This window comes from Mycobacterium sp. Panama NTM2 (assembly GCF_054355555.1).
Map to the genome: position 1 here is coordinate 3,500,759 of NZ_CM135953.1, position 16,177 is coordinate 3,516,935.

17 protein-coding genes are annotated in these 16,177 nt (G+C 69.4%); 4 read left to right on the forward strand and 13 right to left on the reverse strand.

Going from position 1 to position 16,177, the window contains the following annotated elements:
• The first annotated feature begins 5 nt into the window (after window positions 1-5).
• Window positions 6-491 carry a CAP domain-containing protein gene (locus ACXYX3_RS16510; protein ID WP_374238393.1) on the forward strand — a complete coding sequence of 162 codons (486 nt, stop codon included), beginning with the start codon at window positions 6-8 and terminating at the stop codon, window positions 489-491.
• Window positions 492-504: 13 nt separating this feature from the next.
• On the opposite strand, the gene ACXYX3_RS16515 is transcribed toward ACXYX3_RS16510, so the two are convergent.
• From ACXYX3_RS16515 to hrcA, 11 genes are read right to left on the reverse strand one after another with little or no spacing between them, the layout of a single operon-like run.
• Window positions 505-1,143 carry a YoaK family protein gene (locus ACXYX3_RS16515; protein ID WP_255730688.1) on the reverse strand — a complete coding sequence of 213 codons (639 nt, stop codon included), beginning with the start codon at window positions 1,141-1,143 and terminating at the stop codon, window positions 505-507.
• A gap of 23 nt (window positions 1,144-1,166) precedes the next feature.
• A complete protein-coding gene (locus tag ACXYX3_RS16520) occupies window positions 1,167-2,762 on the reverse strand; it encodes a gamma-glutamyltransferase family protein (protein WP_458608254.1) in 1,596 nt (531 codons plus the stop codon).
• A 50-nt stretch (window positions 2,763-2,812) separates the two neighbouring features.
• A complete protein-coding gene (locus ACXYX3_RS16525; protein WP_241206238.1) occupies window positions 2,813-3,502 on the reverse strand; it encodes a TetR/AcrR family transcriptional regulator in 690 nt (229 codons plus the stop codon).
• 36 nt (window positions 3,503-3,538) lie between these two features.
• Window positions 3,539-4,450 carry a GTPase Era gene (era, locus tag ACXYX3_RS16530; protein WP_241206237.1) on the reverse strand — a complete coding sequence of 304 codons (912 nt, stop codon included), beginning with the start codon at window positions 4,448-4,450 and terminating at the stop codon, window positions 3,539-3,541.
• Window positions 4,447-4,767: a cytidine deaminase gene (locus tag ACXYX3_RS16535; protein ID WP_241206236.1), complete on the reverse strand. Its 321-nt coding sequence runs from the start codon at window positions 4,765-4,767 to the stop codon at window positions 4,447-4,449. Before ACXYX3_RS16535 ends, era begins: the two co-directional genes overlap by 4 nt.
• Window positions 4,757-6,061 (reverse strand): hemolysin family protein, encoded by a 1,305-nt coding sequence (locus tag ACXYX3_RS16540; protein WP_458608255.1) that lies wholly within the window; start codon window positions 6,059-6,061, stop codon window positions 4,757-4,759. Before ACXYX3_RS16540 ends, ACXYX3_RS16535 begins: the two co-directional genes overlap by 11 nt.
• Window positions 6,058-6,612: an rRNA maturation RNase YbeY gene (gene ybeY / locus ACXYX3_RS16545; protein ID WP_241206234.1), complete on the reverse strand. Its 555-nt coding sequence runs from the start codon at window positions 6,610-6,612 to the stop codon at window positions 6,058-6,060. The genes ACXYX3_RS16540 and ybeY overlap by 4 nt, the downstream gene beginning before the upstream one ends.
• Window positions 6,613-6,620: 8 nt before the next feature.
• Window positions 6,621-7,658, reverse strand: a complete 1,038-nt coding sequence (locus tag ACXYX3_RS16550; protein WP_241206233.1) for a PhoH family protein — start codon at window positions 7,656-7,658, stop codon at window positions 6,621-6,623.
• Between the two features lie 51 nt (window positions 7,659-7,709).
• Window positions 7,710-8,447, reverse strand: a complete 738-nt coding sequence (locus tag ACXYX3_RS16555) for a 16S rRNA (uracil(1498)-N(3))-methyltransferase (protein ID WP_458608256.1) — start codon at window positions 8,445-8,447, stop codon at window positions 7,710-7,712.
• A 6-nt stretch (window positions 8,448-8,453) separates the two neighbouring features.
• The gene (gene dnaJ, locus ACXYX3_RS16560; protein ID WP_458608257.1) at window positions 8,454-9,599 is read right to left on the reverse strand and encodes a molecular chaperone DnaJ; all 1,146 of its coding nucleotides are present in this window, start codon (window positions 9,597-9,599) and stop codon (window positions 8,454-8,456) included.
• 52 nt (window positions 9,600-9,651) lie between these two features.
• Entirely contained in the window at window positions 9,652-10,683 is a 1,032-nt protein-coding gene (gene hrcA / locus ACXYX3_RS16565) for a heat-inducible transcriptional repressor HrcA (protein ID WP_241206230.1), read from the reverse strand.
• A 155-nt stretch (window positions 10,684-10,838) separates the two neighbouring features.
• Here hrcA and ACXYX3_RS16570 point away from each other — a divergent pair, with 155 nt between their 5' ends.
• The gene (locus ACXYX3_RS16570) at window positions 10,839-11,153 is read left to right on the forward strand and encodes a type II toxin-antitoxin system VapB family antitoxin (protein WP_111509409.1); all 315 of its coding nucleotides are present in this window, start codon (window positions 10,839-10,841) and stop codon (window positions 11,151-11,153) included.
• Between the two features lie 4 nt (window positions 11,154-11,157).
• Here ACXYX3_RS16570 and ACXYX3_RS16575 read toward each other — a convergent pair whose 3' ends face one another.
• Window positions 11,158-12,027 carry a 1-acyl-sn-glycerol-3-phosphate acyltransferase gene (locus tag ACXYX3_RS16575; RefSeq protein ID WP_458608258.1) on the reverse strand — a complete coding sequence of 290 codons (870 nt, stop codon included), beginning with the start codon at window positions 12,025-12,027 and terminating at the stop codon, window positions 11,158-11,160.
• Window positions 12,028-12,121: 94 nt separating this feature from the next.
• Between ACXYX3_RS16575 and ACXYX3_RS16580 the strand changes: the two genes are divergently transcribed.
• Window positions 12,122-12,982, forward strand: a complete 861-nt coding sequence (locus ACXYX3_RS16580) for an LLM class F420-dependent oxidoreductase (RefSeq protein ID WP_458608259.1) — start codon at window positions 12,122-12,124, stop codon at window positions 12,980-12,982.
• Window positions 12,983-12,995: 13 nt separating this feature from the next.
• Here the strand turns inward: ACXYX3_RS16580 and hemW are convergent, their stop codons facing one another.
• Window positions 12,996-14,186: a radical SAM family heme chaperone HemW gene (hemW, locus tag ACXYX3_RS16585; protein ID WP_458608260.1), complete on the reverse strand. Its 1,191-nt coding sequence runs from the start codon at window positions 14,184-14,186 to the stop codon at window positions 12,996-12,998.
• 308 nt (window positions 14,187-14,494) lie between these two features.
• On the opposite strand from hemW, the gene ACXYX3_RS16590 reads away from it, so the two are divergent.
• Complete coding sequence (locus ACXYX3_RS16590) at window positions 14,495-16,171, forward strand: nitrite/sulfite reductase (protein WP_458608261.1); 1,677 nt, start codon at window positions 14,495-14,497, stop codon at window positions 16,169-16,171.
• Window positions 16,172-16,177: the final 6 nt, after the last annotated feature.

Genomic DNA, 16,177 nt, shown 5'->3' on the forward strand with positions numbered 1-16,177 from the left:
CGGCTGTGACCGCCACCAGGATCGCCTGTGCGCTGCCGACGGCGCTGCTCCTGGGCGCCGTGGGCACCGCGCTGCCGGCTGCGCACGCCGACAACAAGCGCCTCAACGAGAGCGTCGTGGTCAACGTGTACACGATCCAGAAGCAACACGGCTGCGGCACCGACATCGCGATCAACCCGCAGCTGCGGCTGGCCGCCCAGTGGCATGCCAACGACGTCCTCAACAACCGTGCGCTCGACGGCGACATCGGCTCCGACGGCTCGACCGCACAGGACCGGGCCAACCGGGCGGGCTTCGTCGGGACGGTCGCCGAGACCGTTGCGATCAACCCGGCGCTGGCGATCAGCGGGATCGAGATCCTCAACCAGTGGTACTACCGCCCCGACTACATGGCGATCATGAGCAACTGCGCCAACACGCAGATCGGTGTGTGGTCGGAGAACAGCCTCGACCGCACCGTGGTGGTCGCGGTCTACGGCCAACCGGGCTGAGCGCTCGACGCGCTCACGCGGGCAGTCGATTCCAGTATCGGTGCCCCGTCATCGCGCAGACGAGCACCACTGCCGCCGCCGCGTAGACCGGCACCCCGACCCCCAGCTTGGTCAGCAGCGCTCCCGCCAGCGCGCCGGCGAAGATCAGCACCACCGCCCACAGCCGCCGGTGGGCCATCCACCCCAGGCCGCCCGCGAGCAGCGTCTCCCCGGCGAACGAGGTGATGGTCGACGTGACGACGACGGTGGTCATGTCCGGCACGGCGAGGAATCGCGCGATCGCGGCCTGCATGCCCATCACGACAGCAAGCGTTGTGGCGCAGGCGATTCCGCCCGCCGATCGACCGGTCGGAGCGACGACTGTCAACACCGTCGCCACCGCGGCGAGGACCACGGCGTTGGTCCACAGCGTCAGGGTGACGACGCGGTTCCAGCCGGCGGTCCGGCCCCGGGTGAGCAGGCCGGCCACCGCCGCGCCGACGGTGAAGCCACCCAGCGCGATCAGCGGGCCTGCCACCGGCAGACCCTCCTCCGAGGCGATGCCCATGCCCAGGATCACCACGTTGCCGGTCATGTTCCCGGTGAACACCCGGTCCAGGCTCAGGTAGCCCACCGCGTCGAGCGCGCCCGTCACGGCGGTCAGGGTCAGCATCAGGCCGACCCGCAGCTGACCGATCACGGGCGGGCCGGAAGACGCACGTGGTGCACGACGGCCGCCGAACCGTCCGCGCGGGGGTCAGTCGCCGCCACCAGCGAGCCGTCTGCCTGCGCGGCAACGACATTCGCCTGACCGCACGACTCACTGTGGCCGGGAAGCTCGACCACGTGGAGGCCCGAGCGCGCCAGCGCCGCGCGGGCCGGGCCATCGACGCCGTCCTCGACCGAGATCGTGTCGGCACCGGCGAGACGGGTCTGGCGACCGACGATCGCACGGGGGGCCGCCACCGCGTCGGCCGGGGCCGCTCCGTCGAGCATCCGCAGCAGGATCTCGGTGAGGATCTGCGGTTGGCCCTGCCCGCCCATCGTGGCCAGCACGTGCCGGAGCCTACCGTCCTCGGTGGTCAGCGCGGGCATCAACGTGTGGCGCGGCCGCTTACGCGGAGCCAGCACGTTCGGCGACGCGGGCGTGAGGTCGAAACTGGTTCCGCGGTTGTGGAACAGGATGCCTGTCTGCGGATCGATCAGGCCCGAGCCGAAGGCGTGATAGACGCTCTGGATCAACGACACGGCGAAGCCCTGCCCGTCGGCGGTGGCCACCCCCACGGTGTCGCCGGCGGGCGCCGGACCCGTCATGTCCCGGGTATGCGCGAGCGTCGCACGCGCACCCACGTCACCGTCGACGAGTGCGGCGACGTCCACATCGGCGTGTCGCGGGTCGGCCAGGTGGGCGGTCCGCAGCTGGTTCGCGTGACCGAAGATCTGCATCAGTGTCGGCAGGTCGTCGCCCAGCGGTTGCCCGACACCGAGCGCGTCGAGAGCCCGCAAGGCCCGCAGCATCACGAAGCCATGCGTGTTGGGTGGGCTGGTGTACACGGTGAGGCCGCGGAAGTGCACCGACAGCGGCTCGGTGACCTCGGCGGCGAACTCGGCGAAATCCGCGGCCTGCAGCACCGAGCCGCGCGAGCGCAGGTAAGCGACCGTGCGCTGCCCCAGCGTGCCGGTGTAGAACTCGTCGGGCCCGCCGAACCGCAGGGCGGTGAACGTGTCGGCCAACGCCCGCTGGCGGAAGATCTCGCCCTCTCTCAACGTCCGGCCGCCCGGGCGGAACACGATGTCGAAGTCGACGATGCCCGCCAGATCGGCGTTCTCGGCATCGTCGAGGTGAGCAGCGACCGACGAGGCCACGGGCACCCCGCTGCGGGCGATGCGTTCGGCAGGTTCGAGTAATCTGCTCCAGCGCAGACGGCTGCCGAAGCGCCACAACGCTTCCCATCCGCGCACCCCACCAGGCACCGTCACCGTGTCGACCCCGCGGTCCGGCAACGTGTCCCCGTGCACGGCGCGCATCGCGACCGGGTCGGCCGCGGCGCCGGCCCACCCCGAGGCATTGACACAGGTGACGGCGCCGTCGGGGCTGCGCACCAACGCGACGAGATCGCCACCGAGAGCGACGTTGTGCGGGTAGACGACGGTGAGGACCGCAGCGGCCGCGATCGCCGCGTCGACGGCGGTTCCACCGTGGCGGTAGACCTCGGCGGCGGCGTCGGTGGCCAGCCGGTGCGGCGTGGCGACGGCACCGGTCGACGATGTGTGACCGCTGGGCGTGGGCACGCAGCACTCCTCCCTGTCGCATCTCGGGGTGCCGGGTCGACCCGCCCGTGCTACCTATCGGAGGATAGGGCGCGTGTGGCGGCCGATGTCTTCAGACGGCGCCGGGTCACGGCACGGATGTCGGCCAGGCGGTCCTGGTCGGTCAACAGCGAGCGCACCACGAAGTCGGCAGCCTGGATCGGGCGCTGCCGGCGCACCGGGCCCGCCGGACCCCCCTGTTCCCGCAACGTCTCGAACAGCACACCGTTGGCGGCACGCACCACGAACGACGGCTCGAAGGCCGCGAACTCCCCCGCACGCCTACCGCCGGTGACCACGCGCTCGATCTGCCGGTGGAAGATCTCGATGCCGTGCCGCTCTGCCGCGAACTCGTCGAGCGCCAGCACCGCGTCCTGATACAGACCCCGTGCGTCGAACGGCTGCGCGAGGATCTCCCTGACGTCGCAGGCGATGGCCAGGTGGAGCTTCTCGGCCCAGCTCGACGTCTCCGCAAGCCGCCGGTCCATCCGCGCGATGGACGGGCCGAGATCGAGTTCGACCAGCGTGCGGAAGATCTCGTGCTTCGCCCCGAAATGGTGGAACAACGACGGCTGCCGGATCTGCACGGCCTCGGCGATGTCACGGGTCGACGTGCCGAAATATCCGCGCTGGGCGAACAACACAGACGCCGCCAGCAGAATGCGCCCCCGCGTTGACGACCAGTCCACCGCCGGCGGCTGCCACCCCTGCCCGTACGTCACCGAACCACTCTGACACAACCCGAGTGGACGACCCGGTCAGAACCCCAGCCGCCCCAGCTGTTTCGGATCCCGCTGCCAGTTCTTGGCGATCTTGACCCGCAGATCGAGGTACACCTTGGTGCCGAGCAGTTTCTCGATCTGCGTGCGCGCCGCCGTGCCGACCTCGCGCAACCGGGCGCCGCCCTTGCCGATCACGATGCCCTTCTGGGAATCCCGCTCGACGTAGAGGATCGCGTGCACCGCGATCAGCGGCGGCTGATCGTCACGACTCTCCCGTTCCTCGACCTCATCGATGACGACAGCCAGCGAATGCGGCAATTCATCACGCACCCCTTCGAGCGCCGCCTCGCGGATCAGCTCGGCCATCAGCACCTCTTCGGGCTCATCGGTGAGCTCCCCGTCGGGGTAGAAGGCCGGGCCCGGCGGCAGATGCGAGACGATCACATCGGTCAGCACGTCGAGTTGCTCGGCTTTGGTGGCCGAGACGGGCACGATGTCGGCGTCGGGCCCGACGAGCTCACTGACCGCCACGAGCTGTTGCGCCACAGCGTCTTTGCCGACCTTGTCGATCTTCGTGACGATCGCGATCAACGTTGTCTTGGGCGCCACCGCGCGGATCTGCTCGTAGATGAACCGGTCACCGGGACCGATCTTCTCGTCAGCCGGGATGCAGAGGCCGATGACGTCGACCTCGGAGTAGGTGTCCTTGACCAGATCGTTGAGCCGCTGCCCCAGCAGGGTGCGGGGCCGGTGCAGTCCCGGGGTGTCGACGAGCACGATCTGGAAGCTGTCCCGGTGCACGATCCCGCGGATCGTGTGCCGGGTCGTCTGCGGCCGGTTGGACGTGATGGCCACCTTGGCGCCGACCAGCGCATTGGTCAGTGTCGACTTGCCGGTGTTCGGCCTGCCGACGAAACATGCGAAGCCTGATCGGAATTCGTCGGTCACTGCGGGTTTCCGGCCCGATCGGTGACGATGATCGCGGCGTCGGCGCTCAGTTCACGCACCGCGGCCACTCCCGGATCGTCGGCGTCACCTCCGGTCAGCACCGCGGCCTCCAGACCGGTCGCACCGCTGGACACCGCGGCCGCGACAGCTGCCTGAAGCGCCGTCAACTCCAATGATGCCAACCCCACGGGCGCGCCGGCGTAGGTGCGGCCGTCGGCATCGCGCACCGCGGCGCCGGTGGTGGCCTCGGCACGTGCCATCGCACCGCGGGCGAGCACCACGAGCTTGGCGTCCTCGGCATCGAGCTCACTCACCATCGCTGTCCTCCGTGTCCTCGGGTTCGGGGTCGACGGGACGGACGAGCACGGTGCCGACCCGCACCCGTCCCCGCGGGTCCGGGCCGCCTTCGGCACGCAACAGCAGGCCGTCCCAGGTGATCTCGGCGCCGGGCAGCGGAACCCGGCCCAGCTCCAGAGCCAGCAACCCACCGACCGTGTCGACGTCGAGGTCCTCGGACAACTCGAGATCGTAGAGCTCGCCGAGGTCCTCGATGGGCAGTCGCGCCGATACCCGGTACTGCCGCTCGCCGAGGTCCTCGACGGGCGCGACCTCGTCGACGTCGTACTCGTCGGCGATCTCGCCGACGATCTCCTCCAGCACGTCCTCGATCGTGACCAGGCCGGCGATGGCGCCGTACTCGTCGACCAGCAGCACCATGTGCACACGGTCGAGCTGCATCTCGCGCAGCAGCGCATCAAGGGGCTTGGAATCGGGCACGAACGCCGGTTTGCGCATCACCTCGGCCACCGAGGTGTCCCGGCCGCCGTTGCGCGACGAGTACGTCCGTTGCACAAGGTCTTTGAGGTAGACCACGCCGACGATGTCGTCGACGTTCTCGCCGATCACCGGGATTCGGGAATGCCCGCTGCGTACCGCCAACGACGTCGCTTGACCGGCCGTTTTGTCCGACTCGATCCACACCATCTCGGTACGCGGCACCATCACCTCGCGCGCCGGGGTGTCCCCGAGTTCGAACACCGACTGGATCATCCGGCGTTCGTCGTCGGCCACCACACCCCGCTGCTGGGCGAGGTCGACCACCTCACGCAACTCGATCTCCGAGGAGAACGGTCCGTTGCGGAAGCCGCGGCCCGGTGTCAGCGCGTTACCCAGCAGGACCAGCAGCCGGCTCACCGGGGTGAGTACCACCGAGATGGCCTGCAGCGGCAGCGCCGAGACCAATGCGATCGTGTACGCGTTCTGCCTGCCGACGGTGCGCGGACCCACGCCGATGGCGACGAAGCTGATCACCGTCATGATCGCCGCAGCGGTCATCAGGCCGCCGCTGACGCCCAAGAAGTCGTCGAGGTAGGCGGCCAACAGCACCGTCGCACTCACCTCACACGCAATGCGGAGCAGCACAACGAGATTGATGTACCGCGGCCGGTCGGCCATCAGCTGCAGCAATCGCACCGAACCGGGTCGTTCGTCGCGAACCAACTCCTCGACCCGCGCCATCGACACGGTGCTGACCGCGGCGTCGATCGCGGCGAACAGGCCCGCGGCGGCAATCAGCAGAATCGCCCCGACGAACTGGCCCAGCCCGGTCACGGAGTGTCGCCGAGGTGGGATTCGTTGAAGTATCGCGACTCGTCGAGCAACCGGCGGTCCTTCTCACTCTGCCGGTCTTGGTGGTAGGCCTCCACCTGCTCGGCCACCCACTCCTCGAGCAGCTGACGCTGCAGCGCGAACATCTCTTTCTCCTCGTCCGGTTCGGCGTGGTCGTAACCCAAGAGATGCAGCACTCCGTGGACGGTGAGCAGCGCCAACTCCTGACCGAGGGTGTGGCCCGCATCGGCTGCCTGGGTCGCGGCGAACTCCGGGCACAACACGATGTCGCCGAGCATCTCGGGGCCCGGCTCGGGGGCGTCGGGGCGCCCACCCGGCTCGAGCTCGTCCATCGGGAAACTCATCACGTCGGTGGGGCCGGGCAGATCCATCCAGCGCATGTGCAGATCGGCCATGGCCGCCGAATCCAGCAGCACCATGGACAGTTCCGCAGCCGGGTTGACGTCCATCTTTCGGATCACAAAGCGCGCGACGCTCACGAGTTCGGTTTCGGAGACGTCGATGCCCGACTCGTTGGACACCTCGATGGTCATGGGTGTCGTTACCGCCTCGGCCTGCCGGTGCCCGAGCGGCGCTGGGCCCGGTTCATCAGGGTCGGCTCCTCGAATTTCGCGTAGGCGTCCACGATCTCGGACACCAGCCGGTGGCGCACCACGTCGGCGCTGGTGAGTTCGGCGAAGTGGATGTCGTCGATGCCGTCGAGGATCCGCATGGCCGCGTTCAGCCCCGACGGCGCCCCGCCGGGCAGGTCCACCTGTGTGATGTCGCCCGTGACAACGATTTTGGAGTTGAACCCCAACCGGGTCAGGAACATCTTCATCTGCTCGGCGGTGGTGTTCTGCGCCTCGTCGAGGATGATGAACGCATCGGAGATCGTGCGGCCACGCATGTAGGCCAGCGGCGCGACCTCGATGACGCCGGCGCTCATCAGCTTGGGGATCAGCTCGGGGTCCATCATGTCGTGCAGCGCGTCGTAAAGCGGGCGCAGGTAGGGATCGATCTTCTCGCTCAGCGTGCCGGGCAGGAAGCCGAGGCGTTCGCCCGCCTCGACCGCCGGCCGGGTCAAGATGATGCGGCTGACCTGTTTGGACTGCAGCGCGCTGACGGCCTTGGCCATCGCCAGATAGGTCTTGCCGGTGCCCGCCGGCCCGATGCCGAAGACGATCGTGTGGGTGTCGATCGCGTCGACGTAGCGCTTCTGGTTCAGCGTCTTGGGGCGGATCGTCTTGCCGCGGCGGCTCAGGATGTCCAGCGTCAGCACGTCGGCCGGCGACTCGTCGCCTGCCCCGGTCAGCATCGCGACGCTGTGCCGCACCGCGTCGGGAGTGAGCCGCTGACCGCTGCCGAGGATCTCGAGGAGCTCGGAGACCACCCGTTCGGCCAGCGCCACGTCGGCCGGTTCACCGGAGACGGTCAGCGCGTTGCCGCGGGCGTGGATGTCGGCGGTGAGCAGGGATTCCAGCGCCCGGAGGTTCTCGTCGGAGCGGCCGAGCAGGCCCACCACGAGGTCGGGCGGAACGGTGATGCTGCTGCGGACGTGCGAACTGTCCGAGCCTGCGTTCGTCTCGCGGGGGGTCACGTGGAGTTGTCTGCCTGCTTCCTGTGCCGGTGAATGCTGACCAGTTTAGCGTCAGGCCCCGCGCGGGGTCAGCACACCGAGCGCGCCCAGCGCAACAGCCGCGGCCGTCGACGTGCGCAGCACCGTGGGGCCGAGTCGCACCGCGACTGCGCCCGCCCCGGTCAGCGTGTCCAGCTCGGCGTCGGAGATGCCCCCTTCGGGACCCACCACGAGCGTCACCGCGGCGGCATCTGCCAGCGGCACGTCGCTCAGCGGGCGATCGGCTGATTCGTGCAACACCAGGACCGGTCCGGGGGCTGCGCGGACGAGATCCGCCAGTTCGGCGCTGGACACCGGGGCGTGCACGGCGGGAATGTGGGGCCGCCGTGACTGGCGGGCCGCCGAGCGCACCACCGCGGCCCACCGGCGCAACCCCTTGTCGACCTTCGCCGCACCCTCCCAGCGGGCGACGCAGCGCGCGGCCTGCCACGGCACGAACGCGTCGGCGCCTGCCTCGGTGGCCAGTTCGACGGCGAGCTCGGCGCGCTCCGACTTGGGCAGCGCCTGCACCACGGTCACCGTCGGCGTCGGCGGCGCGACCACCCGGCGGTCCCTCACCCGCGCGGTCAGCCGGCCTTTGCCCACGTCTTCGACGACGCACTGCGCGACCGTGCCCGCACCGTCGGCGAGGTCGAGTTCCTCACCGACGCGGGTGCGGCGCACCGTGGCCGCGTGGTGGCCCTCGTCGCCGTCGACGAAGGCGACCTCATCGACACCGGGCACCGCGTCGACGTAGAACAGGCTCCGCACTGCGGGTCAGCGGCCGGTGAACGTCTCGCGCAACCGGGAGAACAGGCCGCCGCCGTTGTTCGTGGCGGTGGTCGCCGTGGTGCGCACCTGGGCGGTGTCGCGACTGCGCTCCTTGAACGTGCGCAGCAGTTCGATGTCGTCGTGGTCCAGCCGCGACGGCACCACCACGTCGATGTGGGCGTGCAGATCACCGCGCACCCCGGACCGCAGATGCGGCATGCCGTGGCCCCGCAGGGTCGTCACCGAACCCGGCTGCGTGCCCGCACCGATCGTGATCTCGGTCGGCCCGTCGAGGATCGCGTTCACCGACACCGCGGTGCCCAGGGCCGCGTCGACCATCGGCACCGAGATCGTGCAGTGCAGGTCGTCGCCGTCGCGGACGAACACGTCGTGCGGCTTCTCGTGCACCTCGACGTACAGGTCGCCGGCCGGCCCGCCACCGGGGCCGACCTCGCCCTGGGCGGCCAGCCGCACCCGCATGCCCTCGCCGACCCCGGCGGGGATCTTGACGCTGATCTCGCGCCGGGCCCGCACCCGGCCATCGCCGGCGCACCGGTTGCACGGGTCGGGGATCACCTCACCGACGCCGCCGCACACCGGGCACGGTCGTGACGTCATCACCTGACCGAGCAGCGAGCGCTGCACGGTCTGCACCTCGCCCCGGCCGTGACAGGTGTCGCAGGTGACGGGGGTGGAATTGCCGTGGGTGCCCTTGCCGTGGCAGAGGTCGCACAGCACCGCGGTGTCGACCGTGACCTGCTTGGTCACCCCGGTGGCGCACTCCTCGAGGTCCAGGCGCATCCGGAGCAGCGAATCCGACCCGGGCCGGACGCGGCCGATCGGGCCGCGGGACGCATTGCCGCCGCCGAAGAACGCCTCGAAAACGTCCCCGAGCCCGCCGAAGCCGCCGAAGCCGGCTCCCGCGCCACCCGCGGACTCCAGCGGATCCCCGCCCAAGTCGACGATGCGCCGCTTCTCCGGATCACTGAGCACCTCGTAGGCGGCGCTGACCTCTTTGAAGCGCGCCTGCGCCTCTTCGTCGGGGTTGACGTCGGGGTGCAGCTCTCGGGCCAGCTTGCGATAGGCGCGCTTGATCTCCGTATCGCTGGCGCCTTTGCCCACTCCGAGCAAGCCGTAATAGTCGCGTGCCACGCTCAACCTCTCCCACCCGTCGATCCGTGCTGCATACCCAGCGCAGCACAGATCAGCGGCTACCTAAGACTTCGCCAATATAGAGAGCAACTGCGGCGACGTTGGCGATGGTTCCCGGATAGTCCATCCGTGTGGGACCCAACACACCCATGCCGCCGAACACCTTGCCCGAACTACCGTAGGTGGTACTGACCACCGAGGTGCCCGCCATCTGTTCCGCCTCGGTCTCGTGCCCGATCCGCACGGTCACCTTCCCGGCCTCCTGCTGCTTGGCCAGCAGCCGCAACACCACGACCTGCTCCTCGAGCGCTTCGAGGACCGAGCGCAGCGAGCCGCCGAAATCGGCGGTGTTGCGCGTCAGGTTCGCCGTGCCGCCGAGCAACAACCGCTCCTCGGTGTGCTCGACGAGCGTCTCGACCAGCACGGTCGCCGCGCGGCCGACGGCATTGGCCAGCCCGCCCTGGCCGGTGATGTGCGACGCGAGATCCGACACCGCGACCGAGGCCGCGGCCAGCGGCTTGCCCTCCAGCGCCTGCCCCAGGAGATCGCGTAGCTGGGACAGTTGTGCGTCGTCGATACCGTCGCCGAGCTCGACGATGCGTTGGTCGACGCGCCCGGAGTCGGTGATCACCACCAACAGCAGCCGGGCCGGGGTCAGCGCCACCACCTCCAGGCGGCGCACCGTCGACGTCGACAGCGTCGGGTACTGCACGATCGCGACCTGACGGGTCAGCTGGGCCAGCAATCGCACCGCCCGCCGCAGCACGTCGTCGAGGTCGACGCCCGACTCGAGGAAGGACATGATCGCGCGTCGCTCCGCTCCCGACATCGGCTTCACGTCGTCGAGGCGGTCGACGAATTCGCGGTAGCCCTTCTCGGTGGGAACCCGGCCCGAGCTGGTGTGTGGCTGGGTGATGTATCCCTCGGCTTCCAGCACCGCCATGTCGTTGCGCACGGTCGCGCTGGACACCCCGAGGTTGTGTCGCTCGACCAGGGTCTTGGAGCCGATGGGCTCCTTCGTCGCGACGAAGTCGGCGACGATCGCGCGGAGAACTTCGAATCGGCGCTCATCAGCGCTGCCCATTGCTCACCCCACTTCAGTTCACACGTGACCGACCGGTCCATTTTACGGTCATCAACAGCAGTGATCGTCAGGTGAGCGGTCCGGCGCCGCTGTCGGCGTCGGGTTAACCTTGCGGGGCTGAGCACAAGCGATGGCAGGCAAGCAAAGGCGTGTCGATGATCTTCAAGGGTGTCCGTGACGGCAGGCCGTATCCGGACCACGGTCTGTCCCACCGGCAGTGGGCTCAGATCCCGCCCCGCCAGATCCGCCTCGACGAACTCGTGATGACCACGACGGTGCTGGCGCTGGACCGGCTGCTGTCGGAGGACTCGACCTTCTACGGCGATCTGTTCCCCCACGCGGTGCGCTGGCGCGGCAACGTCTACCTCGAAGACGGGCTGCACCGTGCGGTGCGGGCGGCGCTGCGCAATCGCACCGTGCTGCACGCCCGGGTCTTCGACATGGACATGCCGGCGCCGCAGCCGGGCTGACGGCTCACCCGAGCAGCGGCTTCCTGTCCCGGGTCAGGTCGGTCATCGCGTCCTGCATCGCGGACTCCACCCGGGCCGCGAACTGCTCTGCGGTCTCGTCGTCCCCGGCGGTCATCGGTGCGAGCACGCGGGTCACCAGCTTGCTGGGCAGCGGCAGGTACGGGAGCATGCCCACCGCGCCGACGTTGAGCCCCCACGGCACCGAGACGCTCACCGGCAATGCCTTCACGCGCAGGATCTTGTCCAGGCGCAGCGCCCGGGCCAGCCGCTCACCACTGGACAGCACGAGCAGCGACTCCCCCGCGCCGGCGGTGACCAGCGGGACGATCGGCACGTGCTGCTCCATGGCCAGCCGCGCGAAGCCGCTGCGGCCGTCGAACTTCACCAGGTTGCGCTCGTCGAATGTCTTCGCCGCGTCCTTGTCGCCCCCGGGGAAGACCAGTACGTGGTGTCCGGCATCGAAGGCCTCCACCGCGCTGTCCCGGCTGGCCGGGCGGGCCCCGAGAGGCTCGAAGAGCCGGCCGACGCCCAGCGTCCACGCCATCTGATGGGTCAGGATCGTCAGCGGTCGATCGAGATGCATCTCGTCGAGAGCGGCCCGCACGGCGAACACGTTGAGGTCGACGACGCCGCCGAAGCCGTGGTTGGCGACGAACAGCACGGGTTGGTCGGGCGCCTCGATCGAGGAGTCGATGTCGAGCCGGTGGTACCGCCGGACGAACTCACCGCCGACGGCGGCGACCGCCGCCATGGCGCGCGCGATCGCGTCGTCGACGACGGGCTCGCCGCCCAGACTCTCGGCCACCCCGTCGAGTGCCGACAAGATCCCGTCGGCGAAGCTCTCCAGCCGGCCCCGCTCCGCATCGGCCACCATTCATCCCTCCGACGAGCCCACCCCACGTTCGCGGTCATCGAAGCACACCGCCCGCGCTGGCGGACCCGAGGACGCGCACGGTATGACTGGAGCCATGAAATTGACAGGTGTCGGGTTGTGGAGTTCGCAGTTGCGGTACGGCAATGCCGGGGAGGCGGCCGACGCGGCTGCCGAGCTCGACGAGCTCGGTTTCCCGGCGCTGTGGATCCCCGACGTGGGCGGACCGGTCCTCGACGCGGTCGACAATCTGCTGGGCGCGACCTCGAAGACCGTCATCGCCACCGGCATCCTGAACCTGTGGATGCACGAGCCGGCCGAAGTCGCCTCACGCTATGCCACGCTGACCGAGACCCACGGCGAGCGCTTCCTGCTGGGTATCGGCTGCAGCCACGCCCCGCTGATCGACTCCCAGGAGCCGGGGCGCTACCGCAAACCGCTCGCCGCGACCAAGGCGTTCCTCGACGGTATCGACGCATCGCCCACCCCGGTGCCGACCGGTAACCGCGTGCTCGCGGCACTGGGCCCGAAGATGCTGGAGCTGTCGGCGACTCGGGCCGCCGGCGCGCATCCGTACCTGAGCACGCCCGATCACACCCGCACGGCGCGGGAGCTGCTGGGTGACACACCGATGCTGCTGCCCGAGCAGAGCGTGCTGCTCGTCGACAGCCGCGACGAGGCACGCGCGATCGGCACCGACTGGCTGCGCAACTACCTGGGGTTGCCGAACTACGCGAACAACATCCGCCGCAGCGGCTTCACCGAAGAGGACATCAGCACGGTCAGCGACCGGCTGTTCGACGCCCTGATCGCATGGGGCGACGAGGAGACCGTGCTGCGGCGGGTCACCGAGCACCTCGATGCCGGCGCCGACCACGTCTGCGTGCAGGTGCTGACCGCTGATCCCCGGGAGTTCCCCCGCGAGCAGTGGCGTCGGCTGGCGGCCGCGCTGGCCTGACCAGCCGGACTGTTCAGCTCAGCAGCTCGCGCACCACGGCGTCGGCCAGCAGCCGGCCCCGGTCGGTGAGCACCACGGCGTCACCCTCGGTGCGTAGCAGGCCGTCGGCGATGATGCGCGCCGCACGGGCACGCTCGCCGTCACCCAGCAGTGCGGTCGGCAGCCCGGCACGCAGCCGGACGCGCAGCATCACGTCCTCGACATGCGAGGTGTCGCCGTCGATGGTCTCGAAATCGGCCACCGGCAGGCGACGGCCGGCCAGCACGGCCGCGTAGGCGCTGGGGTGCTTGACGTTCCACCAGCGGGTGCCGGCCACATAGCCGTGCGCTCCCGGCCCGGCGCCCCACCACTGCCCACCCGCCCAGTAGCCCAGGTTGTGTCGGCACTCGCCGCCGGGCCGTGCCCAGTTCGACACCTCGTACCAGCTCAGCCCGGCTGCTCCGAGGCGCTGGTCGAGGAGTTCGTAGCGACGGGCGAGCACGTCGTCGTCGGGCGCGGGCAGCTCGCGGCGGCGCACTTTGCGGGCCAGTGCGGTGCCGTCCTCGACGATCAGGGCGTAGGCGGACACGTGGTCGACGCCCGCGGCGATCGCCGCGTCGGCCGACCGCAGCAGGTCGTCGTCACTCTCCCCCGGCGTGCCGTAGATGAGGTCGATGTTGACGTGCTCGAAGCCCGCCCGGCGGGCCTCCTGCGCCGCCTCCAGGGGACGGCCCGGTGAGTGGACCCGGTCCAGCGTCGCGAGCACATGTGGTGCGGTGGACTGCATCCCCAGCGAGACACGGGTGTAACCGGCTGCCCGCAGCCCGTCGAAGAACGCGGGCGACGTCGATTCCGGGTTCGCCTCGGTCGTCACCTCCGCGTCGCGTGCGAGGACGAAATGCTCGCGGATCGCGTCGAGCACCTCGGCGAGGCCGGCGGCGCCCAGCAGTGACGGCGTGCCACCGCCGACGAAGATCGTCGCGACCGGCGGGGCGGTCCCGAGCCGCGCCGCGGCGAGCGCGAGTTCGGTCCGCAGTGCCGCCAGCCAGCCCGCCGGTGTTGCGCCGCCCAACTCGGCGGGCGTGTAGGTGTTGAAGTCGCAGTAGCCGCAGCGCGTCGCACAGAACGGCACGTGGATGTACAGCCCGAACGGTGCGCCCGGGGTGAGCGCGAGCTCCGGGAGCTGCGCGGGCATCGAGGACACCGGGCTGGGCAGGACGGGCATGCGACCAGTGTCCCAGGTGGTGTGCGGCAGAGTTCTGCTCGCGGTGAGCACAAATATGTGCCGGTTGGGACCGGTGGGCCAGGTCGTGGCACAATGGCCGGGTGACCGACGCAGGCATGCCCACCCGCGTGATGCTGGTGATCCGTCGGCACGTCGACTTCAAGCGTGTGTGCAGCAGCTGTTGTTGCGCTGTGTGACGACGTAGACCTGCCCACCTGCACTTTCAGCTGGCCGCCGGATCTGCGACGCCGGACAGCCCCCGGTGATCACGCGCAGTGACGAACGCCGGCTCCGATACAGGAGCCACGATGACATCAACGACACCCAAGGCAACACCCAAGCGTCCGCGCGGGGAAGGCCAGTGGGCGCTCGGCTATCGCGAGCCGCTCAACGCCAACGAACAGGCGAAGAAGGACGACAACCCGCTCAACGTGCGAGCGCGCATCGAGAACATCTACGCCAAGAACGGCTTCGAGTCGATCGACAAGGGTGACCTGCGCGGCCGCTTCCGCTGGTGGGGGCTCTACACCCAGCGCAAGCCCGGCTACGACGGCACGTGGACCGGTGACGAGAACACCGACATGCTCGAAGACGAGTACTTCATGCTGCGGGTCCGCAGCGACGGCGGCGCACTGACCGCGGCGGCGCTGCGGACGCTCGGCGGCATCTCGACCGAGTTCGCACGCGACACCGCCGACATCTCCGACCGCCAGAACGTGCAGTACCACTGGATCCGTGTCGAGGACATGCCGGAGATCTGGCGCCGGCTCGACGAGGTCGGCTTGCAGACCACCGAAGCGTGCGGCGACTGCCCGCGCGTCGTGCTCGGCTCGCCGCTGGCGGGTGAGTCGCTCGACGAGGTGATCGACGGCACCCCGGCGGTCGACGAGATCGTCAAGCGCTACATCGGCAAGCCCGAGTACTCGAACCTGCCGCGCAAGTTCAAGACCGCGATCTCCGGCCTGCAGGACGTCGTGCACGAGGTCAACGACGTCGCGTTCATCGGCGTCGAGCATCCCGAGCACGGACCCGGCTTCGACCTGTGGGTCGGCGGGGGTCTCTCGACCAACCCGATGCTGGGACAGCGGGTCGGCGCCTGGGTGCCGCTCGACGAGGTCCCCGATGTGTGGGAGGGCGTGGTCAGCGTCTTCCGCGACTACGGCTACCGGCGCCTGCGTTCGAAGGCCCGCCTCAAGTTCCTGATCAAGGACTGGGGTGTCGAGAAATTCCGGGAAGTTCTCGAGACGGAGTACTTGAAGCGCCCGTTGATCGACGGTCCCGCGCCTGAGCCGGTGACCCGCCCGATCGACCACGTCGGGGTGCAGAAGCTCCGCAACGGGCTCAACGCCGTGGGCGTCGCCCCGATCGCCGGGCGCGTGTCGGGCACGATCCTGACCAAGGTCGCCGACCTCGCCGAAGCGGCGGGCAGTGATCGAATCCGGTTCACGCCCTATCAGAAGCTGATCATCCTCGATGTGCCGGACGAGAAGCTGGACGAGCTGCGGACCGGTCTGGACGCACTCGGGCTGCCGTCGACGCCGTCGCACTGGCGGCGGAACCTGATGGCCTGCACGGGCATCGAGTTCTGCAAGCTGAGCTTCGCCGAGACCCGCAGCCGGTCACAGGTGCTGGTGCCGGAGCTGGAGAAGCGGCTCGAGGACATCAACAACCAGCTCGACGTGCCGATCACCATCAACATCAACGGCTGCCCGAACTCGTGCGCCCGCATCCAGGTCGCCGACATCGGGTTCAAGGGCCAGATGGTCGACGATGGTGACGGTCCCGAGGAGGGTTTCCAGGTTCACCTCGGGGGAAGTCTGGGTCTGGACAGTGGCTTCGGCCGCAAGCTGCGCCAGCACAAGGTGGTCGCCACGGAGCTCGGTGACTACATCGACCGGGTCGTTCGCAATTTCGTGAAACAACGAGAGCAGGGCGAGCGTTTCGCTACGTGGGCACTACGAGCAGACGATGCGGACTTGAGGTGATGTGAC